The sequence below is a fragment of the Acidilobus aceticus genome (assembly GCF_055392325.1).
Map to the genome: position 1 here is coordinate 496,751 of NZ_AP042407.1, position 23,509 is coordinate 520,259.

Here is a 23,509-nt window from a genome sequence, read left to right on the forward strand (position 1 = left end):
GCTTTTTATCCACCTCCAACTATTATGCGTGCGTCAACAGCTGTCGCTTGTTCTATGCGTGCCAGAACGGGATTTATATCTACCTCTTTTATAGGTAAGTGGTTGTAAAGTAGGATACTTAACCTAGAGATTATCTCTGCCACGCTTTCTAGGTTGGCCCGCTGCATGCCTCTGTAGCCCTTGAGCAGCGTGTACGCCCTAGTGGTTGAGATCATCTGTAAGGCTTGCTTCAGGCCAACAGGAGCCAGCCTCATGGCAATGTCAGAGACGAGCTCCACCAGGAGGCCTCCTAAGCCGAAGGTAACTATGGGACCAAACTGGGGGTCGCGCGCACCTCCTACCATAACCTCATATCCATCCCTGACCATTTTCTGAAGTAGAACTCCCCTGACATCGGCGTGAGGCGCGCGAAGCCTAACGTTGGAAAGTATTGACATGTAGGCAGAGGTCGCCTCATCAACGCTATTTATGTTAAGCACAACGCCCCCCACGTCGCTCTTGTGGATGATGTCAGGGCTTATGACTTTCATTACAAGGGGAAAGCCAAGCCCCTGCGCGCACGACTTTACATCATCCTCATCAACGGCAGTGCAATAATCGGCAACAGGGATCCCATAGGCCCTCAGGACCTCCAGCGACTCATCTTCAAGCAGCTTGTTACGGCCCTCCTTGATGGCGCGGGCTATTATATTATTTACCAGCTCGGCAGCGCTGCTATTAACGGTCGGCATAGTGTCATTACTATTACTTTCAGCCTCGACGCAGAGCCTGCACTTCCATAGGTCGGACAGGGCCCTGGCAGCGCGGTCAGGGAACTCGAACGTTGGTATCCCCGCGGCCTCGAGCATCTCCGCCAGCTTCTCGCCATAGCTGGCGCCTATTGTAACTACAGCTAGGGGCAGGTCAGGGTGACGCTTCCTGACGTTTATTATGGTGTCAAAGGTCTTGTTAAGGTCCATGGTTGGCGGCTGTACGAGAGCCACAAGCAGAAGGGCGTCAGCGTCGTTATTGGAGAGGAGCGTTTCTGCTACAAGTTCTACCTGCTCAGGCCTCGCGTCGCCCGTCAGATCAAATGGGTTGCGCAGCGACACCCGCTGAGGGAAGAGGCCCTTGAGCGCATCCAACGTGGCCTGCGATGGCTGAGGTACTTGCAGTCCCCTGGATACCAGGTTATCGGTGGCTATAACGCCGTGGCCCCCCGAGTTGGTTATAACTGCCACCCTGGGGCCCCTTGGCAGGGCGCCTGAGCTGAGGACCTTCGCAGCGTCGAACATCTCCTGGAGGTCCTCAACGACTATTGCGTTAGCCTCGCTCATAGCCTCCTTGAAAACGTCGTAGGAGCCCGCTATTGATGCCGTGTGGCTAAGCGTGGCCCTGGAGCCTTCGGCAGTCCTGCCCCCCTTGAGCACGAGCACTGGCTTCCTGCTGCCGTAGGTTACCTTCCTAATAGCGTCAACCAGCTCCCTGCCTTTTGTGACCCCTTCCAGATACATTAGTATGACCTTCACGTCAGACGCGCCGGCAAGGTAGTTTAGGCTGTCAATCTCGTCAATATCTACCTTGTTGCCAAAGTTTATGGCTTTAGATATACCTACGTTGTTAGCGGCTGCCCAGTCCATGAGAGTTGCCAGCAGAGCCCCGCTCTGACTTATTATTGCTATGGGTCCAGGCCTGGGTCTCCTCATTCTCTCCTCTGGCAGGAAGAAGGTGTCAACGCCGTTTGCAGAGTTATAGACCCCTATGCAGTTGGGCCCAAGGATTCTCATGGAGTACCTCTTGGCTATCGAGACTACCTCCTCCTGAAGCCTTATGCCCTCCTCGGTGCCCGTCTCGGCGAAGCCCCCGCTAAATATTATGGCCCCCCTGACGCCCTTCTTGCCAGCGTCCTCTAGCACTGAAGGCGTCAGTGCAGCGTTAACTGCAACTACAACCAGGTCCACATCTTTATCTATCTCGTTAAGGGAGCGATAGCTCCTCAGGCCTTCAATATAATCATATTTAGGGTTTACTACGAATAGCTCGCCCTTATATTTGGACTTCAGGTTAGAAAGTATTACTCGGCCCATGTTGTCAGCTCTCGGCGAGGCGCCTACTATAGCTATGCTCTTTGGCTCAAAGAATACTTTGGCGTCAGCTGTATACATTTTACACCATCACTTGCTACCCTGCATATCGAGTTTAATAAGGCTTAAGATTTGAAGGTCAAGGAAGCCGAGGCCCTACACGTTTAAATAAGAGTCGTGGTGCTAATCACGGGATTCTTTAAAGCAACTTATGAGGGGTCGATTGTCTCTCAGGCCCTCGTTAGGAATACATATTAGTCCTGTGGAGTCGATATATCAGGGGCTTATTAATGGTCTCGCAGAGCGTAACGCTAACTGTGGAGGAAGCCTACAGGAGCGACAGGCCAGGAAGAAAGATCGTGAGGATAAGCGACTCGGCCATGGAGAGGCTCGGCATAGAGACAGGAGACTTCGTGCTGATAAGGAGCTCTAAGGCAGAGGAGGTCGGCGTGGCGTGGCCGCTCAGGGACGACAGTAACCCTGACATAATAAGGATAGACGGCCACATGAGGCAAGTCCTTGGGGTTAGCGTGGGTGACAAGGTAGAGGTCATGAGGGCTGACAACGTTAAGCCGGCGCACAGGGTGGAGCTTGCCCCAGTGGGCCAGGCCACGGTTCAGACGTTCTTCGGGGCCGTTCCAATAAACATGGTCGTGTCGCCCGAGGATCTGAGGGATGAGCTCATACGTAAGCCCCTCATCAGGGGTGACCTGGTGCCGCTCTCTGACGAGATACAGTTGGCTGTGGTAAACACTAACCCCTCAGACCCAGTTTACGTAACTGACGATACGGAGATAATCATAAGGAACGAGCCGGTCAAGCCTTCAGAGTACCCATTGTTGAGCAGGGGCACTAGGGTCACATGGGAGGACATAGGCGACCTTGAGGAGGCGAAGCAGCGCATCAGGGAGATAGTGGAGCTCCCCATGAAGCATCCTGAGATATTCCAGAGGCTCGGAATAGAGCCTCCCAAGGGAATACTCCTTTACGGTCCGCCTGGCACCGGCAAGACGTTACTTGCTAAGGCGCTAGCTAATGAGATAGGCGCTTACTTCATAGCAATAAATGGACCCGAGATCATGAGCAAGTTCTACGGCGAGAGCGAGGAGAGGCTGAGGGAGGTATTCAAGGAGGCGCAGGAGAACGCGCCATCAATAATCTTCATTGACGAGATAGATTCCATAGCGCCCAAGAGGGAGGAGGTGACAGGCGAGGTTGAGAAGCGGGTAGTGGCCCAGCTCCTCACGCTGATGGACGGCATACAGGAGAGAGGAAAGGTGATAGTAATAGGGGCCACCAACAGGCCCGAGGACCTGGACCCTGCCCTCAGGAGGCCTGGGAGGTTTGACAGGGAGATAGAGATCAGGCCGCCAGATAAGCAGGGAAGGCTTGAGATACTTCAAGTTCATACGAGAAACATGCCGCTTGACAGCGATGTAAATCTTGCAGAGATAGCAGACCTCACCAAGGGCTATACCGGCGCCGACTTAGCTGCGTTGGCCAAGGAGGCCGCTATGGCTGCAGTGAGGGAGTTCATGAGCTCAGGCAAGGTAGACCTGTCAAAGCCTGGGGAGATAAAGAAGGAGATCCTTGAGACACTCAAGGTGAGCAGGAGGCACTTCCTTGAGGCTATGAAGGTGGTCAGGCCAACGCTCATACGTGAGGTCTTCGTGGAGGTGCCAGAGGTTCACTGGGACGACATAGGTGGCCTCGACAACGTGAAACAGGAGCTGAGGGAGGTCGTCGAGTGGCCTCTTAAGCACCCAGACGTGTTCCAGAAGATGGGCATTGAGCCTCCCAAGGGGGTCTTGCTCTTCGGTCCGCCGGGCACCGGGAAGACGATGCTTGCCAAGGCGGTGGCCACCGAGAGCGGGGCCAACTTCATAGCCATAAGGGGGCCCGAGGTGCTGAGCAAGTGGGTCGGCGAGAGCGAGAAGGCCATAAGGGAGACCTTCAGGAGGGCGAGGGAGGTGGCGCCTGTCGTGGTTTTCTTTGACGAGATAGATTCCATAGCGCCTGCGAGGGGCTACAGCTTCGACAGCGGGGTCACGGACAGGATAGTGAACCAGCTCTTAACAGAGATGGACGGCATAGTTCCGCTCTCTAACGTGGTCATACTGGCAGCAACAAACAGGCCCGACATACTGGACCCCGCGCTCCTCAGGCCAGGGAGGTTTGACCGCGTGATCTACGTGCCGCCGCCTGACAGGGAGTCCCGCAAGCAGATATTCAAGGTGCACCTCAGAAAGGTGCCGCTTGCCAACGACGTCGACATAGACAGGCTCGCCGACCTGACAGAGGGCTACACTGGAGCAGACATAGCGGCCGTCGTAAGGGAGGCAGTCTTTGCAAAGCTGAGGGAGAAGCTGGAGCCAGGCCCTGTTGAGTGGAAACACTTCGAGCAGGCGCTCAAGAGGGTCAAGCCGAGCCTCAGCCGTGAGGACGTCATGAGGTATGAGCAGATGGGCGACAGGCTCAAGAAGATGATAATGTCCGTCTGAGGCGATTTACTTGGATCATGTAGAGGTGGAGGTCAAGCTGAGGGTGCCCTGCAGCCAGCTTGAACTAATAGCCAACAGGGCCATACAGGCGGGCGGCAAGGTGGAGGGACCCTTAGAGGAAGTTGACGTCTATTATCAACATCCCTGTAGGGACCTTAAAGTCTCCGATGAGGCTTTGAGGGTCAGGTACGTTAACGGAAGCCCTCGCTCCATAACCTATAAGGGGCCTAGGGAGGCAGGCCAGTTCAAGGCAAGGAGGGAGGTTATAGTAGACGTGGGCTCCGACCCCGATGTGCTTCTGAGGCAGCTGGGCTTTGAACCAGCCATAAGGGTATCTAAGGCCAGGACTTACATAAGGCTAGACAACGTAGAGCTCACGCTCGACAATGTAGAGGGGCTTGGGTGCTTTGTTGAGGTGGAGTCGCTAAGAGGTAAAGATGAGGACGTGAGCGCGGCCATCAAGGCACTTGATATACGCGGCGAGGTTGTAAATCGTACATATGCGGAGCTTGTGGCGGAGCTTTCCTCAGGATCTGTTAGAAGTACTTAGCTAGCTCAGGCCTTTCCTTTACTATCTCGTTGGCTATTTCCTTGGCGACCTCATCAAGGAGCGAGCGTCCCTTGGGGCTTAAGACCCTCCCGCGCCCTGTGCTTTTGACCAGGCCTGCCTGCTCCAGCTGCTGCAGTATCCTCCTTATGTTACTTCCCCCTCCTTCAGCGAAGTGCGCGGGCCTAACGCCGTTGCGCTTCCTGCCACCATATATGACCCTGAAGGCGCCAACTCCTATTGGCTCCTCGGAGAGGTAGAGCTTCCTCAGTATTGAGGCGGCCCTCGTGTACCACCAGTTTGGATCGTCAGGGGGCCTCTCCCTTGAGACGCCGGTCTTAGCGTAGAGCGTCCACTCTGGCGGCTTCACCTGCTCAATGTTCTTCAGTCTGGCCGCAAGTCTCTCGATGAACTTGTCAGCCGGCACGTCAGCCACGGTTACCATATCTACTCCCACCAAGCCCTTATTCGCCTAGGGGATTAAAGCGTTTTGGGCGAGCAAGGGTTGATAAAGGGCGCATACTATGAGTTCATAGCGTTTCCATGCGCGGCTAACGCGAGGTACTCGATGCCTTTAGGCGTCCTGTGGGGCGATGACAGGACGTTCTCCGTGTACCGCAGCGCCGGCCTCCTTAGGTTCCTCGCTGACAGGGGGACCTTAATGCTGCTTTCGCCGTCTGACCCCTTGCTCTTCGTAAAAAGCGTCAGCCACTCCTTGGAACACGAGGTTGAGTGGGAACCTGACGGCTGCCCCAGGCTTTCAGGCCTGGGCGGCATCTACAGGTGCGAGTACCGGAGACTGAAGGAGTATCCTGAAGAGGTGACCTTCAGTTGCAGCTTAACAGAGGTGGAGAGCCCTCACGTGCCCTACACTAGAGCTTATGGATGCCTTGTTGAGTTATTAGTCCTGCTAACTAAAGCTAGGGCTGGAGTTGTCGAGAGCTGGTACGTTGACTATGCCAGGGGGCTCAGGTGGTGCGTTGAGAGGTCGACCAGAGGATTACGGAGCTACGTGGACGCCGCTGACGCAATACTGCGCGAGCTTGAGGGAATTGTTGGCAAGAGCAGAGGTAGGGGTCAGGGCCTACAGGGAGATAGCTGAGAGGATGTTAGGATATCCTGAGGTTAACGAGCTCAACAGTGCAATGCATTTTGATGGCTTTATTTCATGCGACGAGCTGTGCGCCAAGCTCCTTGAGATCATGAGAAGGGTCTCCGGAAAGGAGGTCTGCGTGGTGGGGCCCCTGGCCTCACCAGATGAAATTAGGGGCTGCGACACAATAATGGCGCCCGAGGGCGGCATTATTTCACTGCTCGAGGCGGGCCTCAGGCCCCTTGCGGTCACCACAGACGGAGACTCATCCCCTCAGGTGCTTTATCAGGCAGTGGAGGTCTCAGACTACGTGTTGTTGCACATACATGGAGACAACCTGAACAGGGCCTCGTCGCTGGCTAAGGAGATTCCCAGGAGCAAGCTGCTCCTAACGTCGCAGGTCTACACGCCCTACTGCGTGTACCCTTCAGGCGCGTTCACAGATGGTGATAGGGCAATAGCTATATCCATGGAGATGGGGGCTAGCGAAGTCAAGGTATTTGGATTTAACTTCGATTTCGTCTCATGTGTTCACAAGGACTACTGCGCTGATACAAAGCTTCAGAAGCTCAGAGCTGGCAGGGAGGTGCTCCTTAATATAGCGTCAGAGCTTGGGTATGGCGTGAGCATAAAAAATAACTTAATGGTTTTTAGTAGGGTAAACAAAGCCTAGCCTCAACACTTGAACCTTATAAACTTAAAGTCTAGGCTTCTTGCAGGAGAAGGAAAAGTGCGGGCGCGGAAAGGGGAATATAGAGCGCAGATGGAAAAAGCCTACCAGACTTAGAACGTGGGGAGAGATCATGTCAGTAAAGAGAACAATGGAAGGCTTTAAGATGCTCGTCAGCGTTGACGAGGCGCTCAGGAGCATCTTAGATAATATAAACTTAACACCAGATGTAATAGAGGTAAACATACAGGATGCCTTAGGCCTGCCGGTGGCTGAGGACGTGGTAGCACCGTTGGACGTGCCGCCCTTTGATAGAAGCGCCGTCGACGGCTATGCTGTGAGGTCATCCGACACCCTCGGGGCTACCCTCCTTAACCCTGTGAGGCTCAGGATTGTGGGCGAAGTTCAGGCTGGTGATGACCCATCAAGGCTCCCACGGGTTGGCGAGGGTGAGGCCGCAACAATATACACCGGGGCGCCGCTGCCCCCAGGAGCTGATGCTGTAGTAATGGCCGAGGATGCGTCCAGGGTCGGGGAGTATGTCGAGGTTAAAAGGCAGGTGACTCCATATATGAACGTCTCGAGAAAAGGCGAAGACTTCACTAAGGGTAAGATAGTGATTAGAAGGGGCTATAAGGTTCAGCCATGGCATGTAGGCGCCCTGGCCTCGCTGGGCATAAGGAAAATCAAGGTATTCAGAAGGTTAAAGGTTGCCGTTCTCTCCACTGGCAGCGAGGTAGTGGAGCTGGACGATCCGCGCGCGGGCACCCCGGGAACAATAATAAACAGCACGAAGCCCATGCTGATTTCATTGCTTAGACAGGACGGCTTTGAGCCCATAGATATGGGTACGGTGCCTGATGACGCTGACATGATAAAGTCAAAGATATCTGAAGGGCTGAGGGTCGCCGACGCCATTATAACTACGGGGGGCACCAGCCTGGGGGCCTACGATCTAGTCCCTGACGTTATTGCTCGCATGGGCAAGGTGCTTTTTAACGGCGTCAGGATGAGGCCTGGGAAGCCCACGGGCGCCGGCATAATCAACGGCAAGCCTGTTTTCATGCTCTCAGGGTTCCCAGTGGCGTCTCTTACAGGCTACATAACGTTTGTAAGGCCGACTCTGAGGCATATGACAGGCACCCCCGAGGACCCGGTGCCCATAGTAAAGGGCAAGATAACTAGAAGGGTGGCTAACGTGGCGGGCATAAGGACCTACTTGAGGGTGAGAGTGTACCCCAATGAAAGAGGGGAACTCATGGTTGAGCCCCTAGCGATAACAGCGTCAGGGGTGCTCTCCACGCTAACGGACGCTAACGCAATACTAGTACTTAATGAGAACGTGGAAGGCTACGATGCTGGGGATGAGGTCGAGGTCATGTTAATTTCCCCACTTGAAGCTTACTAACTGCTAAACTTATTTGTTCTTCAGGTAAACCTCTGAGAGGGCCCTCTGTATTGGTAACTAACATAGAGATTTCAGGCTTCACTGAAGAGGTGCTAGAGGCCCTGGTAAAGGCTGGAATCTATGGAAGCAAGACAGAAGCCATAAGGGACGCCATAAGAAGGCTCCTAGAAAGCTACGACCTTAAAGAAATATCTCTTAGGGCATACAAGAACGGGAGCATCAGCTTTCAGCTGGCAGTAGAGATAAGCGGCCTTAGTGTGGATGAACTCACGTGGTACTTTCTCTCAAGGGACACCGCCCCGCTACTTGGGTCTGACGACGCTTCTGAGATTGTATCGGGGGAGGAGCAGCTGAAGTCTAGGGGCTCGATAACCTTCGACCTCTCGTCCCTTTATGCGATGCTTGAGCTGAACGCGGTTGACCTCGTGTCGCAGCTGGGCAAGAAACTCTCCATATCGTCTAAGACTATGGAAAGGGCTAAGGCTTTGGTCCTGAGGCTCTCCAAGGCTAAGGGCGTTGCATACACGTTAAGTAGCTTCGACGTAGTCAGCATAAACAAGTCGCTCATGGAATTCTCCAGGAGGAACGGCATATCGCTTCAGGAGGCCCACTCAATTTACATAGCTAAGAAGTTAAATGGCATTTTAGTTAGCGACGATGCTAAGACTAGGCAGGTTTCAAGATCCTATGGGGTTCCTGCAGTCCCTACGCTCTCTCTTCTGTCCTACGCCAGATCCCAGGGACTTGTAAACAATAATTACTTCAAAGAACTTGTGATGAAGATGGCCACAATACCCTTTATGGTCCCCAAGGACTTCATAGGCTAGTAGATAGCCATGAGACCTACCCCTTTAAGGCTTATTACTGCGATGTTACAGTAAAGAACTAAGGTACTTGAGTATTGAGCGCCAAAACCTCCCCAAAGGGCCTAGGTCTCGCACTAGTAATAGCCATAGATAGCAGCGCCAGCATGATGCTCAAAGACGTGAAGCCTAATCGGCTGGAGGCCGCAAAGAGGAGCGCTATTGTAATAATTAGGAGCGTTGTGGGGAGCGGCATTCCAACGTTGGTTGGCGTGATCTCTTTCTATGGCAACTCCTTCCCAGTGATGGATCTTACGGACAGCGTAGAAGAGCTCGAGGAGGCGGTCAACTCAATAAAGGTCTCAGGCAAAGCTACAAATCTAAGCATGGCTGTGAAGGACGCGTTTTACATGTTCAAGGACTCGCCGCCTGGCTACTCAAGGAGGCTCATAGTAATAAGTGACGGCGACTTCAACGAGGGACCTGGACCCGACGAGGTCCAGTTCCTTGCCAAGTCCAGCGGCATGAGGGTCGACTTTCTAGTGATAGGTAATTCCCAGCACGTTAAGTCCGACCAAATGACTAAGCTTGCTAACATAACAGGGGGCAAAGTTGTCTACGCCAGGTCCCTCGAGGAGGCAATAAAGAACGCCTACAAGATAGCTATAGGCGAGTGAGCGACTCCTTAGCCTTTTAAATCGTCCAGACCCCTTCAAGCCTGGTGCGAAGGCATGGGAGACAGGAGGAACAAGGTAGTCTTCATATTCATGGGAAAGGGCAAGGGCTACCTCAAGGTCAGGCTCTTTAGGAAGAGAAAGGAGGAGGACCCTGACAGGGTTGTCGTGCTTGGCAAGGTCGAAAAGCCCCTCCCAGGGTACCAGGTAATAAGGCTTGAGGAACTGGAGGCGGCTGTCAGGGAGAAGCTCGAGAAGGCTTAGAATGCTTAAAAAGCAGATCTCAGCCAAGGGAGCGAGGAGCTGATAGGTAGGTGCTGAAAGTTGCCAAAAGCGCTCTACGTCAAGAGGGAGGTCGAGGTCCCGCAGGGCGTGACGGTGAGGATAGAGGGCCTTAAGGTCACTGTGAAGGGTCCCAAGGGCGAGGTTCAGAAGGACTTCTCCCATGCCAGAGGGGTAGAACTGAGGCTTGAAAACAACAAGGTTATAGTGGAGGCCAGGCTCGCAGATACTAGAACTAAGGCGCTAGTAGGTACTGTGGCCGCGCACATAAAGAACATGATAACCGGAGTTTCCAAGGGCTTCAGGTATAAACTTAAGATAATATCAACTCACTTCCCTATAACTGTCAAAGTTGAGAAGAGCAGGGTAGTTATAAGCAACTTCCTTGGAGAGAAGGCCCCGCGCTACGCCACAATAATGCCCGGTGTCACAGTGAAGGTGCAGGGGCAGGACATAATAGTTGAAGGAAGCGATGTGGAGGCGGTGGGCCAGACTGCGGCTAATATCGAGAGAGCAACGCATATAACTGACTTTGACCGCAGGAAGTTCATGGACGGCATATTCATATACTCAAGGGAGGTGGCCAGCTGATGGCCTCGGAGCAGCCAAAGGTCCCAGAGCAGCTCAAGGAGAGGAGAAGGGCGCAGGCCCTCATAAGGAGGAAGCTGAGGCTTCACTTTATAAGGTACCTCTCGTGGCGCCTGAAGAGAATAGATGAGTCATGGCGTAAACCGAAGGGGATAGACAACAAGCTGAGGCTTCAGATGAAGGGTTTTGGAAGGCTTGTTAAGGTGGGCTACGGCTCTAGCTCCGAGATCAGGGGAAGGCACCCCTCAGGACTTATACCGGCCGTGGTGTCCTCTATAAAGGACATTGAAGGCCTCAGCCCAAGCACTCACATAGTTTATATTTCTGCTAAGGTCGGGCTGAGGAAGAGGCTCCAGCTGCTTGAGGAGCTCAGGAGGAGGGGCTTCAGGGTAGCTAATGGTGGTGAGTGACCGTGGACTACAGGCTTCAGAGGAGGCTGGCGGCTGAGATACTGGGCGTCGGCGAGAGCCGCATATGGATAAGTCCAAACCCCGAGGACAGGGAGGATATAGAAGGAGCTGTCACAAAGGATGACGTCAGGTCGCTGATAAGCAGGGGACTTATAAAGGTACTCCCCGCCAAAGGAAACGCCCATAGATGGCTTGAGAGGAAGGGGAAGAGGTCCGAGGGCCACAGAAGGGGCCCTGGAAAGAGGAAGGGAACTGCGTTCTCGCGCAGGGATCCAGAGACCATGTGGGTCAACAAGGTCCGCAAGATGAGGGCTTACATAAGGTGGCTGAGGGACCATGGTATGCTGAGCAGGAAGGACTACAGGACTCTCTACACGCTTATTAAGGGCAACAGGTTTGCAAGCCTCTCAGACCTAAGGAGGTACGCCGAGTCCGCTGGTATGATTAAGGGAGGTGGGGCTAAGTGAAGGGAGGCCCTAATTACAGGGTCCCGCTTAGGAGAAGGAGGGAGGGCAAGACCGACTACTACAAGAGGTTTGCGCTTCTCAGTTCAAGGAAGCCAAGGATGGTGGTCAGGATATCAAATAAGTACATATGGGTGCAGTTCATTCAGTTTGACCTTAAAGGGGACCGTGTCATAGCGGCGGCGCATTCAAGGGAGCTAACCAAGCTTTATGGCTGGAAGGGCAGTGGCAAGAGCGAGTGCGCCGCTTACTTGACAGGTTTCCTCGCCGCAGCAAGGGCCCTGGAGAAGGGCGTTAAGGAGGCCGTGCTGGACATAGGCCTTCACAGGCCAACGCTAGGAGGCAGGGTATTCGCCGCCCTTAAGGGCGCTCTGGACGCTGGCGTGCATGTGCCGCACAGCGACGAAGTTCTACCCTCAGAGGAGAGAATAAGGTGTGAGCACGTGGCATCATATGCTGCTGAGCTGAGCAAGAACGACCCAGAGAAGTACAAGAGGCTCTTCTCGGCACAGCTGACCAGGCTGCCACCTGAGGAGATACCGAAGAACTTCGATGAAGTCCTAGAAAATATAAAGAAGGCCTACAAGACTGTCCTGGAGGCTGCCGGAGGAGCTGAGCAGGCGGTGATGGAGAAGTGAGCAAGCAGACGAGTGCGCCAGGCCCGAGCGCTCCTCAGGCTGAGGAGTGGGTGCCGAAGACTAAGGTGGGCCAGCTGGTCAAGGAGGGCAAAATAGCGTCCATAGACGAGATATTCAGGAGAAACCTGCCCATATTGGAGCCGGAGATAGTTGATGTCCTACTGCCAAACCTGCAGACAGAGGTGCTAGACATATCCCACGTCCAGAAGATGACCGACGCTGGAAGGGTCACGAGGTTCAGGGTGGTAGTTGTAGTAGGCAACAGGGATGGCTACGTTGGTATAGGAAAGGGGAAGGCCAGACAGCTCAGGGAGGCCCTAGACAAGGCTGTCAGGAATGCCAAGCTTAACATAACGCCGGTTAGGAGAGGCTGTGGCAGCTGGGAGTGCACGTGCGGAGAGCCCCATAGTGTGCCCTTCACTGTAGAGGGCAAGAGCGGGAGCGTGAAGGTCATACTCAAGCCAGCGCCCAAGGGCACGGGCCTTGTGGCCGGCAACATAGCTAAGGTAGTGCTCTCAATGGCAGGCATCAGGGACGTGTGGTCTCAGACGTTCGGCGAGACCAGGACAACGTATAACTTCGCAAGGGCTGTATACATGGCGCTCCGTAACACCTACAAGGTGGTCACCTACCAGGACTGGACGAGGTGAGCGGAGGTGGCCTACCTTATTATAAGGATAAGGGGCGAGCCTGACCAGAGGCCTGAGGTCAGGGCAACGCTTAATGAGCTGAGGCTGAGGAGGATATTTACGGCTGTAGTTTACCCTGACGACATGCAGGGCATAAAGGAGATGCTGAGGAGGGCCCAGCCAGCTATTACTTGGGGTGAGGTCTCGCCAGACGTTCTGGCCAGCCTGATAGCAAAGAGGGGCAGGCTGGTGGGGGATAAGCCGATAACTGATGAGTGGGTCAAGGAGCGGCTCAAGCTCAGCGGCATAAGGGAGCTTGCAGAGAAGGTTACAAACAATGAAATTAAGTACTATAAACTGGATGAGGTGGGAGTTAAGCCCTTCTTCAGGCTTCACCCGCCCAGCGGCGGCTTTAAGAGGTCAGTTAAGAAGCTGTACCCTGCTGGAGAGCTGGGCTACCGCGGCAAGGAGATAAATGACTTAGTTCTCAGGATGTTCTGAGCTCCTAGCTTTTTAATCCCCTTTCCTTAGTGTGGTAGAGGGCTGAGCAAACATGACCTGGACGATACCAAGGGCCCGTAAGAAGGTGAGGAAGCTAAGGGGAAGGACCCGCTCAATGGGCTGGGGCCGCATAGGGCAGCACAGGAAGACCGGCAAGAAGGGGGGCAGAGGAGCCGCTGGCATGGGCAAACATAAGAAGAGCTGGATGCTCAAGTATGCTCCGGACTGGTTTGGCACAAGGGGCTTCAGGAACCCTACAAGCAGAGGCGAGCTCAACACTATAGACTTGGAGGGCCTCGAGAGGTTGGTGGCCGGCCTAACTGCTAAGGGCCAGGCCAAGACAGAGGATGGGCTTGTAGTTGTCGACCTTAAGGCAATGGGCTACGAGAAGCTGCTCGGAAGGGGAAAGCTGACAAGCAAGGTCAAGGTAATAGTGCCTATGGCAAGTGAGAAGGCCGTCCAGAAGGTTAAGGAGGCGGGTGGCCTAGTAGTTACAGAGGAGGCGGGCGAGAGCTCAGAAGGGCAGGGCGGCGAGGAGAATGAGGGCCAGTGAGCGGCCCCTGCAAGCCCCTCTCGCCTCTTCCCAGGGAGCTTTCTGAGCTTATTGATATTGGCAGGTTTGTAGTGGTTTACGGCCCCTTTGGCACTGGAAAAACCAGGTTAGCCTTCGAGGTAGCCAGGCACTTGATGTCAGATGGTCATAACGTGAGGCTTCTGGCCACGGAGCCAGGCACCCTGTCCTACGCAAGGAACGTAGTGACGTGCGTGCCCTACATGACAATATTAACGGCTGACCAGCTGGTAAACGAGGTTGTCAAGGCCGCATCCGAGGGCGTGAAGATAATAGTAGACTCCATAAACTGGCCCTTCAGATCGCTGCAGGGGGACTACCCTCTCAGGCTGCTCTCTTTCGTCTCGGCAGTACTAAGGCAGGTAGGGGGCTTCGCAGTAGGCCAGATAGCCGATGTGGAGGGCGGCGAGTTCGAGATGTCCCTCGGGAGGTGGGTCCTGCCGTGGGCTGACGCCATAGCTTACACAGAGAGGATAACATGTAAGAGGGGACCCTGCGTGGCTCTAACCTTTATCAAGCCGTTCATTAACACGCTCATATTTGAGCTGAAGAAGGAGGGTGTTGAATGGGTGGCCTGACATTTTCGCTGCTGCTGTTATTAGAGTATATAGCGCCAGCAATGGTTGCCAACGGAGCCCCAGTTGTGCTTCATGGGCCGCCACCCATAGACTTTGGAAAGAGGCTACCTGACGGCAGAAGGATTTTTGGCGATGGAAAGACTTGGGGAGGCCTCCTGGCTGGCATAACTTCCGGCACCTTCGTAGGGGTCATAGAGTGGCCGCTCCTGGGCCCTCAACACATAGCCTATGCCGCGCTGGCCTCAGCAGGCGCCATGTGCGGCGACCTCTTTGGCTCATTTATTAAGAGGAGAGCAGGACTTGAAAGGGGGGCCGAAGCCCCAGTCCTCGACCAGCTGGGCTTTTACATCTTCGCGCTGCTGTTCCTCTACATAGGCGGCGTCACGTTTTCTGTGTATGCCGAGCTTATATGGGCCGTCATAATATACGTGCTCCACCGCGCGACAAACTGGGCCGCCTATAAGTTGAGGCTTAAGTCGGTTCCCTGGTAGCAGCATTAACTCATGCAGTTGGCGAAATGCCAGGCAACGTTACTTTTGGAATTTTAGATATCATGGATCTCATGTTTCAAAAATAGAAATATAAGGGTGACCCGCACCGCATTCATGGGGATTCTAGTGTCGTCTGGCGGAACAAAGACTACCCTGAGCGTGATAAAGGCCGACATCGGAAGCATAGCTGGGCATCATAAAGCACATCCAGACACCCTTCTTGCCGCCTCAAGGGTCCTGGCCGAGGGCAAGAAGAAGGGTATAATAGCGGACTTTTACGTGACCGCGATAGGCGACGATATTCAGCTCATAATGACGCACTTCAGGGGCGTTAATGATCCTCAGGTTCACGAGCTTGCGTGGAGCGCATTTAAGGAGGCAACGTCCGTGGCTAAGGACCTGGGCCTATATGCTGCCGGCCAGGACCTGCTAAGCGACACCTTCAGCGGTAACGTCAGGGGGCTGGGGCCGGGGGTCGCGGAGCTGGAGTTTAACGAGAGGCCTTCAGAGCCCGTAGCTATTTTTATGGCTGACAAGACGGAGCCAAGCGCCTTTAACCTGCCTCTCTACAAGATCTTTGCTGACCCGTTTAACACCGCAGGGCTTGTAATAGACCCTAAGATGCACAGCGGCTTTGTGTTCACGGTGCTAGACCTTTACGAGGGCAAGGCGGTTGACCTGTCGACGCCTGAGGAGCTCTACGACCTGTTGGCACTCATAGGCACCACGTCAAGGTACGTCATAAAGTACGTCCATAGGAAAGATGGAGAGCCGGCGGCCGTGGTCAGCTCGGAGAGGCTTAACCTAATAGCGGGCAAATATATAGGCAAGGACGACCCAGTTATGATAGTTAGGCTTCAGTCAGGCTTCCCCGCGCTCGGGGAGGCGCTTGAGGCCTTCTCGTTCCCTCACCTGGTGGCCGGCTGGATGCGCGGCAGCCACTTCGGCCCACTTATGCCAGTTGGCCTTAAGGATGCTAAGATGACAAGGTTTGACGGGCCTCCAAGGGTACTTGGACTTGGCTTCAATATAAAAGCTGGCAGGCTTGTGGGCCCAACAGACCTCTTTGATGATGTGGCCTTTGACGAGGTCAGGAGGCAGGCAGCGGAGATCGCAGATTACATGAGAAGGCACGGCCCCTTCATGCCGCACAGGCTAGGTCCTGAAGAGATGGAATATACAACGCTGCCCGACGTACTAAAGCGCCTTGAGGGCAGGTTCAGGCCGTTTGACCTAGGATATAGGCCCATCGTAAAGCATGAGGACCTGCTGGAGTGACGGCCTGACACGCTAACATGACTTGGAAGATCTACATGCCCTTTTTAGGAAGGGAGCCCGCTCCTAACTTGTGACCGGGCATGCCTAGGCTGGTCTTCGCCGTAAATTTTAAGGCATACGAGACCGCATTTAATGAGAAGTCGCTGGAGATAGCTAGGGAGGCGTCAAAGGCCTCCTCAAGATACGGCAACGTCCGGGTTATTCTCATAGTGCCTGCTGCGATTGCATCAAAGGTGCTCCAAATTTACGACGACGTCTACATTGAGCATGCAGATCCCGTGGACTACGGGGCTTACACGGGCTACCTGCCAGCTAAGGCAGCTAGGCTGCTTGGAGTTAGGGGCATTCTAGTAAATCACAGTGAACACAAGATGATCTACAGGGACGTAGCTAAGGTTGTCGAAACGGCGTCCAAGGACGGCATAGAAACTATGGCCTGCGCCGACACGCCTGGCGAGGCCGCTGGGCTGGCTTACTTGAGGCCAACCTACATAGCAATTGAGCCGCCAGAGCTCATAGGCACTGGGGTCTCAGTTTCCAAGGCCAGGCCTGAAGTTATCACTGAGGGCGTTAAGGCCGTAAAGGCAGTGGCCGATATACCTGTGCTGGCCGGCGCTGGGATCACGTATAGGGAGGACGTCGTACGTGCAGTGCAACTCGGCGCCAGCGGCATACTGCTGGCAAGCGCTGTAATGAAGGCCGCGGATCCGGACAAAGCGCTCAGCGAGTTCGTAGATGCGCTCAGCTCTGTTGCATGACTGTTTGAGGTCCTTCAACTTCCTTCGCTTTGGACTCTATCAGCTTCTCGACCTCGTCGAGGCTCTTCCTGCACTCGTCGAGCATCGCAAGTAACTTGTTAACGTTAAGTTTGACCAGCTTTCTCGGCCTCCCCCTTCCCTCTATCTTGAGCTTGCTGGTGGTCACTATTCCCAGGCCCGTCAGATCGTTGATTACCCTCAGGACGAGCGGGTAGCTGACGTTCAGCTCTTTTGTAATATCCCTGACGCTTATCTCCTTGCGGTCGAGTAGGACCTCTATTATTTGTGCGGAGACCTCGGGGTCCGGCACTGAGGCGCACTGAATTAAGGCTTTCAGATACTTTAAGGTTTTACCTTCCACTTCTAGTCCCGTGTCGCACTTTTCAAAGGAAACTTATTAATTTTTCTCTTTTAAATATTAAGACTTAGAACCTGGGTTCAGGCCCCTCTGTACTTCTTGACGGCCAGGTCGCCTATGAAGTCATAGAGCACCTCCCTGGCCCCTGCGCCTATGTCAAGCATCCTGGCGTCCCTCGCGAGCCACTCGAGCCTTGATCCTCTTGAGAAGCCGGTTCCGCCCATTATCTGTATTGCGGTCCACGTCGCCTTTTGCGCAACCTCAGCCCCGAGCAGCTTTGCCATAGCGGCATCGTATGGATCTAGGCCTCCCTTCTCCGCCTTGTCTATGGCGTCCCTTATAAGGGCGTCGAGGGCCCTTGACCTGATCTCCAGGTCAGCTAACATCCACCTTACGCCCTGAAACTCCCCCAGTTCCTTGCCGAATATGACCTTTCTCAACGCCTTGGAACCCGCCTCCTCGAGGGCCCCCTCCTTTATGCCAAGGCCTATCATGCCGTATCCCAGCCTTTCGTAGTTAACGGTCTCGAGCGCCTCCCTAATGCCTTTGCCTGGGGTTCCAATCCTGATGCCGTGAGAGCTGTTGAACTTGACCCTCGAGACTCCGGCGCCCCTGAACGTGAAGAGGTCATGGACTTCAACTTCAACTGAGGGGTCCCTTGTGACCATGTACAGAGTTGGCCCCTTAGGGCCATTGGCAAGTACCAAGAACCTGTCCGCGTAGGCCGCGTTGCTAGCGAAGACTTTTTCGCCAGTAATAATAGCCTCGTCGCCCTTCTCCTCGGCAACGGTCTTTAGGTTAGCCTTTATGTCGGTGCCTCCCCCTGGCTCAGTTATGCAGATTGAGTATATGTGGCCCTCCTCCTTAAACCTGAGGGCGACGGTTGATGATGACATTATTATGTGTGCCACTGCCGGGCTCCACTTAGAGGCCTCCCTCACGACCTCGTATACGGACCTCATGCCAAGGGATACTGCATTGAATGCTCCAGCCGAAGAAAGCCTATCTATGACGTCCTTGTCAACTAAGTTCTTATCGTCTATATCCTTTGCCTTGGTAGGCAGCAGCTCATTAAGGACTTTCAGCACTTCCTCCTTTGACGCCATGTCAAACACCCATGAGACCAGGCTTCAAACTAATATTTAAAGTCCAACCAAGGAAGCTATCTGGAGGGCGAAGCACTATGCCCATGAGGCCTGGCCGCTGCTATTCCCATATAACTAGCCAGCCTTATACTAGGAAAGAGTATATACATGGGGCTCCACAGCCAAAGATCTCGAAGTTCACTGCTGGAAGTCCGGCAGTCCAGGGCAACTACGAGGTGAGGGTTCAGCTTATCTCGCTCGAGAGAGGCCAGATAAGGTCTAACGCGCTGGAGTCCGCAAGGTTAATGGCCTCTAAGTACCTTTCAACGACCGTAGGGGACCCGAACTATTTCCTCGTGGTGAGGACCTATCCACACCAGGTTATAAGGGAGAACAAGATGATGGCTTTTGCGGGCGCCGACAGGCTCCAGGATGGCATGAGACTCTCGTTTGGAACTCCCGTCGGCGTGGCTGCCGTCGTTGATATAGGCGATGCAATAATTGATGTGTTCGGCAGAGCATCAGACCTAGACAAGATAAAGGAAGCTCTCAGGAGGGCAGCCTCTAAGATACCTCATAGGACCCGCATCGTGATAAGGGAGATTAGAGGCCAGGGGCCTAGCCAGGAACCCTCCAAGGCAGCTTAGGCCCTAATGGCCAAGTTCTCTTGGTTCATGTAATTATGGACGTCTTCAATCTCTTTTAACAGCGCAATCACAGCAACACTATTATTAGCACGCCAGCCAGGTTTACCAAAAGTCGCTAAGCTGCTACTGAGGGATGCTGCTGGGTGCCGACAAGGACAAGCTCTGAGCGGCCAGAGTCGCCCAGCGCTGCGTTCTCTATGACAGCCTGAATTATCTCCTCTACGAGCTCCCCATACGACTTGAGCGGATCAACCCTTATCTCTTTATCGCCTATCACCACGGTTGGGTCTTCGGTTGTCTGGATAGGCGCGGTTAAATGGCTGTTTATCTCCACGAAGACCATAAGTGAGTACTCCCTCCTCAACACCTCAGCGGCATCAAAGGCGGCCTTCACTACCATTTCATCGTCCCACGGCGTCTCATTAACTATCAGGTTGAGCATTCCAGACACCCGGGTAAGCGGAAATCCTATGCTCCAACCGGAATACTTGTCATAGGGCATATTTATTATATTAGGGTTCGTAATCCGGCGCTTCTTGATGAAGTAAACTAAAACGTAAAATATAACTACCAAGCTAAGCTGATGCTTTAATAGTATGGTATACTTTTAATCAAAACAGCAAAGCCTCATTTGGGGCTTAAACGTTATCTCAATATTTGTTTCATTGCAACCTACCTGCGCATTGGGAGCCACCTAGAGGTGGGATATTGACAGGCATAATAACTCGCGGCGACAGCTCACCTGTGAGTGGGAAGGTTGATAGACAGGGACACCTTTGTCAAGATTTTTGAGTTGACGAACTCTCAAAACGTGTGGAGGCTAAAGGAGACCATAAACCTCATAGCAAGCGAGAACGTCATGAGCCCCGCGGCTATGGCCGTTTACATTAATGACTTTATGCACAGGTATGCGGAGGGCAAACCCTTCAAGAGGCACTACCAGGGCACCAAGTATATAGACGAGCTTGAGGTCCTTGCTGACAAGCTCATGGGCGAGCTGCTCGACACAGACATGGTTGACTTGAGGCCCATAAGCGGCACCATAGCTAACGCTGCAGTTTTCAGGGCGCTCGCCGCTCCGGGCGAGCAGGCCGTCATAGCTCCTGTCCAGGCGGGCGCCCACGTGAGCCACACTAAGTTTGGCACGCTGGGGGCCCTTGGCATCAAGCAGGTGGAGCTGCCCTATGACGAGGAAAGAATGAACGTAGATGTAGACAAGGCCGTTAAAGTAATAGAGCAGGTGAAGCCCAAGTTCGCCGTCCTGGGAGGAAGCGTCTACCTTTTCCCGCACCCAGTTAAGGAAATAGCGGAAGCCGTGCACTCGGTTGGCGGCAAACTTGTCTACGATGCAGCGCACGTACTCGGACTTATAGTAGGTAAGGCGTGGGAGAATCCGCTTAAGCACGGCGCTGACGTTATCACAGCGTCGACGCACAAGACGTTCCCAGGGCCCCAGGGAGGCGTCATATTCTTCTCGGACGAGGCCACGTACAAGGAGGTTGGGAAGACCATATTCCCATGGTTTGTGAGCAGCCACCACCTGCACAGGATACCTGCCACTGCAGTTGTAGCCCTGGAAATGAAGGAGTATGGCCATAACTACGCTGAGCAGATAACTAAGAACGCAAAGAAACTGGCCGAGGCCCTTGCTGAGAGGGGGTTCACAGTCCTTGGGGAGTCTATGGGTTATACTATGAGCCACCAGGTTCTGGTTGACGTCTCAAAGCAGGGGGGCGGAGCTAAGGTAGCCGCTGAGCTGGAGCAGGCCAACATAATACTTAACAAGAACCTCCTCCCGCACGACCCGCCCGAGGCCGTAAGGAATCCAAGCGGGCTGAGGATAGGAGTTCAGGAAATGACTAGGTTTGGCATGAAGGAGCCAGAGATGGAAGTGATAGCGGACTTCATGGAGAGGGTAGCGATCAAAGGCGAGGATCCAGCTAAGGTAAGGGAAGAGGTTAAGCAGTTCAGGTCGCAGTTCACCAAGGTGCACTATGCCTACACGCTTGATGATCTGCAGGGTATAACTTATGCGGATGCTATAAAGCTCTTGGAGTGAGCCTCCCGCCTTAAGCTCACGCAGATAATAGTATACAATTTTGTATTAGAATAATATACTGAAGTTAAAGCCTTAGGCAAGCGTTGATCAAACTCGAGTCTGTTTTAGGCGGCTCTGCAGGTGCTTATGGTAAGAACAGGATCACTTAGCATAATAATTTAAAGTTCAGACCTGTAGCTGTAAAAAGGCCCCAAGAAGGAAGGGAAATTGCATGCCGCCTCTACTTAAGGTGGAGAACCTGAAGATATACTTCCACATGCCAAGGGGCTATGTAAGAGCAGTGGATGAAGTGAGCCTTGAGCTGAATGAAGGCGAAATAATAGGCGTGGCGGGGGAGAGCGGCAGCGGCAAGAGCACCCTGGCCCTGGGAATAATGAGGCTCATAATGCCCCCAGGATTTATAGAAGGAGGTAATGTGTACTTCGAGGGTAACGAGATCCTGCACCTGCCTGAGAAGGTCTTTAACTCGGAGTACAGGTGGAAGAGGATAGCCATGGTCTTCCAGGGCTCGATGAATGGCTTCACGCCTGTCTATAGGATAAGGGATCAGATCAAGGAGGTTCTGGAGGTTCATGGCTATACGGGGGATCCCGACCAGCGGGTCAATGAGCTCATGAAAATGGTGAACCTGGACCCCTCAATAGCCGACAGGTATCCGCACGAGCTCAGCGGAGGGCAGCGGCAGAGGGCTTTCATAGCTATGGCCCTAGCGCTCAACCCAAAGGTGTTGCTGGCTGACGAGCCTACTACGGCTCTCGACGTTATTACTCAGACCCATATAATAAACCTGCTCAAGCAGCTGAAGAAGGAGCTCAACCTTTCAATACTGTTCATAACGCACGACCTGGCGCTTATGTCAATGCTGGCAGACAGAATTTACGTGATGTACGCCGGCCGGATAGTTGAGCACGCAAGCACTGAAAACATAGTCAAGAACGCAAAGCACCCATACACTAAGCTCCTTATGGAGTCGGTCCCCGACCTAAGTAAAGACTACGTCAAGGGCATACCGGGCTCAATGCCAGACCTGGCCAGGCTTCCGCCTGGCTGCAGGTTCAGCACCAGGTGTCCCTTCGTAATGGACAGGTGCAGGGCGGAGGAGCCGAAGCTGAGGAGGGTGGGCGAGAATGACGTCGCGTGCTGGCTTTATTGAGAGGTGACGCAGATGGTGTCAAATGAGATCTTAATAGAGACCCGCAACCTCAAGGTGTACTTCCAGAAGGGGGGCCTCTTCAGCAAGAAGTCCTTTGTTAAGGCTGTAGACGACGTAACTATACAGATACGCAAGGGCGAGATACTCGGGCTTGTGGGTGAGAGCGGCAGCGGCAAGACAACCCTCGGCAGGACTACGATAGGACTTCAGGCTCCCACGTCAGGGCAGGTTATATACTATGATAGTAAGGGGACGCCGCACGAGATAACTCCTAAGAAGATAAATAAGGATATCAGGAGGAAGCTTCAGATGGTTTATCAGGACCCCTTCTCGTCAATAGACCCCTACATGAAGGTATATGACGCTTTAAGGCAACCCCTTTACTATGCTGGCGTTAAGGATCCGGCCGAGGCCACTGAGATAATTCATAAGGCTTTTGACGAGGTAGGGCTTCCGTATGATCTCCTGTCGAACTTCGTGTTCCAGCTCAGCGGGGGCCAGAGGCAGAGGGTGGCTATAGCCAGGGCCCTCATGTTAAATCCTGAGTACCTGGTTGCTGACGAGCCCGTGACCATGTTAGACGCCTCGCTCAAGGGGCTCATAGTTGACGATCTGAGAAAGATAAACGCCGAGAGGGGCATATCTATACTGTTCATAACTCACGAGCTCCCAATAGCGAAGGTTATCTCGCACAGGATAGCCATAATGTATCTAGGCAAGATAGTCGAGATAGGCCCGACCAAGAAGGTGATCGAGAATCCACTTCATCCATATACTCAGGCCCTGCTTCAGGCATATCCAAGACTGGACCCAAGCCTAAGGGATAAGATGATAAAAGTTAATGTCAGAGAACTAGAGCTGGTAGTGCCTAAGAGCGGCTGCAGGTTCCACCCCAGGTGTCCCTTCGTAATGGACAGGTGCAGGGCGGAGGAGCCGGCGCTTAAGGAGGTGGAGCCTGGCCACTTTGTAGCGTGTTATCTCTACTAGATCGGGGGGCTTTTGTTGAGAATCTACTTCAGGTTCCTCATCGTTGGGACGATAATGATGGGCCTAACTTATATTCTTACAATAATAGCCATAAGGTATACGAGCCTTCCGTTGGAGGTATTGGCGTTCGCTATAGCCTTGGCAGGCGCCATGATACTCTTCAGGGGCCTTGCAGAGTTCTTAAGGGACGTGATCAGCGGCGAATACAAGAAAGGGAAGGGCAGCGTCAAGAGGCGCAACGGCGAATCCGATGAGGAGCAGGGAGCTGAGTGA

At 53.6% G+C, this 23,509-nt stretch carries 29 protein-coding genes; 24 read left to right on the top strand and 5 right to left on the bottom strand.

The annotated features are described in order from the left end of the window. Positions 1-5: 5 nt before the first annotated feature. Positions 6-2,144 (bottom strand): acetate--CoA ligase family protein, encoded by a 2,139-nt coding sequence (locus ACZ5OO_RS02675; RefSeq protein WP_464078416.1) that lies wholly within the window; start codon positions 2,142-2,144, stop codon positions 6-8. A gap of 209 nt (positions 2,145-2,353) precedes the next feature. On the opposite strand from ACZ5OO_RS02675, the gene ACZ5OO_RS02680 reads away from it, so the two are divergent. Beyond that, complete coding sequence (locus ACZ5OO_RS02680; RefSeq protein ID WP_013267128.1) at positions 2,354-4,564, top strand: CDC48 family AAA ATPase; 2,211 nt, start codon at positions 2,354-2,356, stop codon at positions 4,562-4,564. A 10-nt stretch (positions 4,565-4,574) separates the two neighbouring features. Continuing rightward, positions 4,575-5,114 carry a class IV adenylate cyclase gene (gene cyaB / locus ACZ5OO_RS02685; RefSeq protein WP_464078417.1) on the top strand — a complete coding sequence of 180 codons (540 nt, stop codon included), beginning with the start codon at positions 4,575-4,577 and terminating at the stop codon, positions 5,112-5,114. On the opposite strand, the gene ACZ5OO_RS02690 is transcribed toward cyaB, so the two are convergent. Continuing rightward, positions 5,101-5,556 carry a 30S ribosomal protein S19e gene (locus tag ACZ5OO_RS02690; RefSeq protein WP_013267130.1) on the bottom strand — a complete coding sequence of 152 codons (456 nt, stop codon included), beginning with the start codon at positions 5,554-5,556 and terminating at the stop codon, positions 5,101-5,103. The two genes, cyaB and ACZ5OO_RS02690, sit on opposite strands and share 14 nt — an antisense overlap. Positions 5,557-5,616: 60 nt before the next feature. Here ACZ5OO_RS02690 and ACZ5OO_RS02695 point away from each other — a divergent pair, with 60 nt between their 5' ends. The 17 genes from ACZ5OO_RS02695 (at position 5,617) to ACZ5OO_RS02775 (ending at position 16,947) form a co-directional block, all read left to right on the top strand. Beyond that, entirely contained in the window at positions 5,617-6,213 is a 597-nt protein-coding gene (locus ACZ5OO_RS02695) for a PNPOx family protein (RefSeq protein WP_464078418.1), read from the top strand. Beyond that, the gene (locus ACZ5OO_RS02700; RefSeq protein ID WP_013267132.1) at positions 6,167-6,877 is read left to right on the top strand and encodes a hypothetical protein; all 711 of its coding nucleotides are present in this window, start codon (positions 6,167-6,169) and stop codon (positions 6,875-6,877) included. Before ACZ5OO_RS02695 ends, ACZ5OO_RS02700 begins: the two co-directional genes overlap by 47 nt. 130 nt (positions 6,878-7,007) lie before the next feature. Next, complete coding sequence (locus ACZ5OO_RS02705; protein ID WP_464078419.1) at positions 7,008-8,282, top strand: molybdopterin molybdotransferase MoeA; 1,275 nt, start codon at positions 7,008-7,010, stop codon at positions 8,280-8,282. 50 nt (positions 8,283-8,332) lie between these two features. Continuing rightward, positions 8,333-9,109, top strand: a complete 777-nt coding sequence (locus ACZ5OO_RS02710) for a PIN domain-containing protein (RefSeq protein WP_013267134.1) — start codon at positions 8,333-8,335, stop codon at positions 9,107-9,109. Between the two features lie 74 nt (positions 9,110-9,183). Then, positions 9,184-9,762: a vWA domain-containing protein gene (locus ACZ5OO_RS02715; protein WP_048812864.1), complete on the top strand. Its 579-nt coding sequence runs from the start codon at positions 9,184-9,186 to the stop codon at positions 9,760-9,762. 54 nt (positions 9,763-9,816) lie between these two features. Continuing rightward, positions 9,817-10,023, top strand: a complete 207-nt coding sequence (locus tag ACZ5OO_RS02720; RefSeq protein ID WP_013267136.1) for a DUF5622 domain-containing protein — start codon at positions 9,817-9,819, stop codon at positions 10,021-10,023. Positions 10,024-10,083: 60 nt separating this feature from the next. Next, a complete protein-coding gene (locus ACZ5OO_RS02725; RefSeq protein WP_013267137.1) occupies positions 10,084-10,632 on the top strand; it encodes a 50S ribosomal protein L6 in 549 nt (182 codons plus the stop codon). Continuing rightward, the gene (locus tag ACZ5OO_RS02730; RefSeq protein WP_013267138.1) at positions 10,632-11,039 is read left to right on the top strand and encodes a 50S ribosomal protein L32e; all 408 of its coding nucleotides are present in this window, start codon (positions 10,632-10,634) and stop codon (positions 11,037-11,039) included. The genes ACZ5OO_RS02725 and ACZ5OO_RS02730 overlap by 1 nt, the downstream gene beginning before the upstream one ends. Before the next feature lie 2 nt (positions 11,040-11,041). After that, positions 11,042-11,506, top strand: a complete 465-nt coding sequence (locus ACZ5OO_RS02735; RefSeq protein WP_048813027.1) for a 50S ribosomal protein L19e — start codon at positions 11,042-11,044, stop codon at positions 11,504-11,506. Beyond that, entirely contained in the window at positions 11,503-12,141 is a 639-nt protein-coding gene (locus tag ACZ5OO_RS02740) for a 50S ribosomal protein L18 (RefSeq protein ID WP_013267140.1), read from the top strand. Before ACZ5OO_RS02735 ends, ACZ5OO_RS02740 begins: the two co-directional genes overlap by 4 nt. Continuing rightward, positions 12,138-12,791, top strand: a complete 654-nt coding sequence (locus ACZ5OO_RS02745) for a 30S ribosomal protein S5 (protein WP_048812865.1) — start codon at positions 12,138-12,140, stop codon at positions 12,789-12,791. Before ACZ5OO_RS02740 ends, ACZ5OO_RS02745 begins: the two co-directional genes overlap by 4 nt. Positions 12,792-12,797: 6 nt before the next feature. Further along, the gene (locus ACZ5OO_RS02750; protein ID WP_013267142.1) at positions 12,798-13,271 is read left to right on the top strand and encodes a 50S ribosomal protein L30; all 474 of its coding nucleotides are present in this window, start codon (positions 12,798-12,800) and stop codon (positions 13,269-13,271) included. Between the two features lie 52 nt (positions 13,272-13,323). After that, positions 13,324-13,824 (top strand): uL15 family ribosomal protein, encoded by a 501-nt coding sequence (locus ACZ5OO_RS02755; protein WP_013267143.1) that lies wholly within the window; start codon positions 13,324-13,326, stop codon positions 13,822-13,824. Further along, complete coding sequence (locus tag ACZ5OO_RS02760; protein WP_013267144.1) at positions 13,821-14,420, top strand: DEAD/DEAH box helicase family protein; 600 nt, start codon at positions 13,821-13,823, stop codon at positions 14,418-14,420. The genes ACZ5OO_RS02755 and ACZ5OO_RS02760 overlap by 4 nt, the downstream gene beginning before the upstream one ends. Then, positions 14,408-14,911: a CDP-2,3-bis-(O-geranylgeranyl)-sn-glycerol synthase gene (locus ACZ5OO_RS02765; protein ID WP_013267145.1), complete on the top strand. Its 504-nt coding sequence runs from the start codon at positions 14,408-14,410 to the stop codon at positions 14,909-14,911. The genes ACZ5OO_RS02760 and ACZ5OO_RS02765 overlap by 13 nt, the downstream gene beginning before the upstream one ends. A 114-nt stretch (positions 14,912-15,025) precedes the next feature. Further along, a complete protein-coding gene (gene fbp / locus ACZ5OO_RS02770) occupies positions 15,026-16,189 on the top strand; it encodes a fructose-1,6-bisphosphate aldolase/phosphatase (protein ID WP_048812866.1) in 1,164 nt (387 codons plus the stop codon). Positions 16,190-16,269: 80 nt separating this feature from the next. Next, positions 16,270-16,947 (top strand): triose-phosphate isomerase, encoded by a 678-nt coding sequence (locus ACZ5OO_RS02775; RefSeq protein ID WP_013267147.1) that lies wholly within the window; start codon positions 16,270-16,272, stop codon positions 16,945-16,947. On the opposite strand, the gene ACZ5OO_RS02780 is transcribed toward ACZ5OO_RS02775, so the two are convergent. Continuing rightward, positions 16,931-17,257, bottom strand: coding sequence for a helix-turn-helix domain-containing protein (locus ACZ5OO_RS02780; protein ID WP_013267148.1), 327 nt, complete (start codon positions 17,255-17,257; stop codon positions 16,931-16,933). The two genes, ACZ5OO_RS02775 and ACZ5OO_RS02780, sit on opposite strands and share 17 nt — an antisense overlap. 128 nt (positions 17,258-17,385) lie before the next feature. Further along, the gene (locus ACZ5OO_RS02785) at positions 17,386-18,411 is read right to left on the bottom strand and encodes an acyl-CoA dehydrogenase family protein (RefSeq protein ID WP_464078420.1); all 1,026 of its coding nucleotides are present in this window, start codon (positions 18,409-18,411) and stop codon (positions 17,386-17,388) included. Positions 18,412-18,488: 77 nt separating this feature from the next. Here ACZ5OO_RS02785 and ACZ5OO_RS02790 point away from each other — a divergent pair, with 77 nt between their 5' ends. Beyond that, the gene (locus ACZ5OO_RS02790) at positions 18,489-19,037 is read left to right on the top strand and encodes a 50S ribosomal protein L16 (protein ID WP_013267150.1); all 549 of its coding nucleotides are present in this window, start codon (positions 18,489-18,491) and stop codon (positions 19,035-19,037) included. Between the two features lie 115 nt (positions 19,038-19,152). Here the strand turns inward: ACZ5OO_RS02790 and ACZ5OO_RS02795 are convergent, their stop codons facing one another. Then, positions 19,153-19,479, bottom strand: coding sequence for a PIN domain-containing protein (locus tag ACZ5OO_RS02795; protein WP_013267151.1), 327 nt, complete (start codon positions 19,477-19,479; stop codon positions 19,153-19,155). Positions 19,480-19,794: 315 nt separating this feature from the next. On the opposite strand from ACZ5OO_RS02795, the gene glyA reads away from it, so the two are divergent. The 4 genes from glyA (at position 19,795) to ACZ5OO_RS02815 (ending at position 23,509) form a co-directional block, all read left to right on the top strand. After that, a complete protein-coding gene (gene glyA / locus ACZ5OO_RS02800) occupies positions 19,795-21,096 on the top strand; it encodes a serine hydroxymethyltransferase (RefSeq protein ID WP_013267152.1) in 1,302 nt (433 codons plus the stop codon). Positions 21,097-21,307: 211 nt separating this feature from the next. Then, entirely contained in the window at positions 21,308-22,249 is a 942-nt protein-coding gene (locus ACZ5OO_RS02805; protein ID WP_013267153.1) for an ABC transporter ATP-binding protein, read from the top strand. Between the two features lie 12 nt (positions 22,250-22,261). Next, a complete protein-coding gene (locus ACZ5OO_RS02810) occupies positions 22,262-23,236 on the top strand; it encodes an oligopeptide/dipeptide ABC transporter ATP-binding protein (RefSeq protein WP_013267154.1) in 975 nt (324 codons plus the stop codon). Between the two features lie 15 nt (positions 23,237-23,251). After that, positions 23,252-23,509 (top strand): hypothetical protein, encoded by a 258-nt coding sequence (locus ACZ5OO_RS02815; protein ID WP_048812868.1) that lies wholly within the window; start codon positions 23,252-23,254, stop codon positions 23,507-23,509.

Coding starts and splice junctions, on each gene's coding strand:
- ACZ5OO_RS02675 (WP_464078416.1), bottom strand. CDS start 2,144: ATGTATACAGCTGACGCCAAAGTATTCTTTGAGCCAAAGAGCATAGCT.
- ACZ5OO_RS02680 (WP_013267128.1), top strand. CDS start 2,354: ATGGTCTCGCAGAGCGTAACGCTAACTGTGGAGGAAGCCTACAGGAGC.
- ACZ5OO_RS02690 (WP_013267130.1), bottom strand. CDS start 5,556: ATGGTAACCGTGGCTGACGTGCCGGCTGACAAGTTCATCGAGAGACTT.
- ACZ5OO_RS02705 (WP_464078419.1), top strand. CDS start 7,008: ATGTCAGTAAAGAGAACAATGGAAGGCTTTAAGATGCTCGTCAGCGTT.
- ACZ5OO_RS02720 (WP_013267136.1), top strand. CDS start 9,817: ATGGGAGACAGGAGGAACAAGGTAGTCTTCATATTCATGGGAAAGGGC.
- ACZ5OO_RS02730 (WP_013267138.1), top strand. CDS start 10,632: ATGGCCTCGGAGCAGCCAAAGGTCCCAGAGCAGCTCAAGGAGAGGAGA.
- ACZ5OO_RS02755 (WP_013267143.1), top strand. CDS start 13,324: ATGACCTGGACGATACCAAGGGCCCGTAAGAAGGTGAGGAAGCTAAGG.
- ACZ5OO_RS02765 (WP_013267145.1), top strand. CDS start 14,408: ATGGGTGGCCTGACATTTTCGCTGCTGCTGTTATTAGAGTATATAGCG.
- fbp (WP_048812866.1), top strand. CDS start 15,026: ATGGGGATTCTAGTGTCGTCTGGCGGAACAAAGACTACCCTGAGCGTG.
- ACZ5OO_RS02775 (WP_013267147.1), top strand. CDS start 16,270: ATGCCTAGGCTGGTCTTCGCCGTAAATTTTAAGGCATACGAGACCGCA.
- ACZ5OO_RS02785 (WP_464078420.1), bottom strand. CDS start 18,411: ATGGCGTCAAAGGAGGAAGTGCTGAAAGTCCTTAATGAGCTGCTGCCT.
- ACZ5OO_RS02790 (WP_013267150.1), top strand. CDS start 18,489: ATGCCCATGAGGCCTGGCCGCTGCTATTCCCATATAACTAGCCAGCCT.
- ACZ5OO_RS02795 (WP_013267151.1), bottom strand. CDS start 19,479: ATGCTCAACCTGATAGTTAATGAGACGCCGTGGGACGATGAAATGGTA.
- ACZ5OO_RS02805 (WP_013267153.1), top strand. CDS start 21,308: ATGCCGCCTCTACTTAAGGTGGAGAACCTGAAGATATACTTCCACATG.
- ACZ5OO_RS02810 (WP_013267154.1), top strand. CDS start 22,262: ATGGTGTCAAATGAGATCTTAATAGAGACCCGCAACCTCAAGGTGTAC.